The organism is Tritonibacter sp. SIMBA_163, assembly GCF_046535935.1.
GTDB classification, from domain to species: Bacteria; Pseudomonadota; Alphaproteobacteria; order Rhodobacterales; family Rhodobacteraceae; genus Epibacterium; species Epibacterium scottomollicae.
Map to the genome: position 1 here is coordinate 1 of NZ_JAWJBP010001125.1, position 243 is coordinate 243.

1 pseudogene is annotated in these 243 nt (G+C 69.1%); it reads left to right on the forward strand.

What is annotated here, in order from left to right:
- Positions 1-183: pseudogene (locus R0J92_RS25835) on the forward strand (hypothetical protein); the annotation flags it as partial.
- Between the last annotated feature and the right edge of the window lie 60 nt (positions 184-243).

Below are 243 nucleotides of genomic sequence, written 5' to 3' on the forward strand. Positions count from 1 at the left end.
GGCGGCATGGTTTGGGCGCTGACCAACGGCTATCGGCTGGAGGACGCCTTCCGGCTGGGCGTGGCGGCCGGCGCCGCAACCGTGATGAGCCCCGGGACCGAGCTGTGCCGGCGCGAGGACGTCTTCACGCTCTACGAGCACGGGGATGCAGCATTCCGCACTGGCAAACCGGCCGCAGGCTGACCCCGCGATCGCCTGATCGCGCTCATGTCGCGCAACGGCGTTTTTGACCGGCGTCAATGC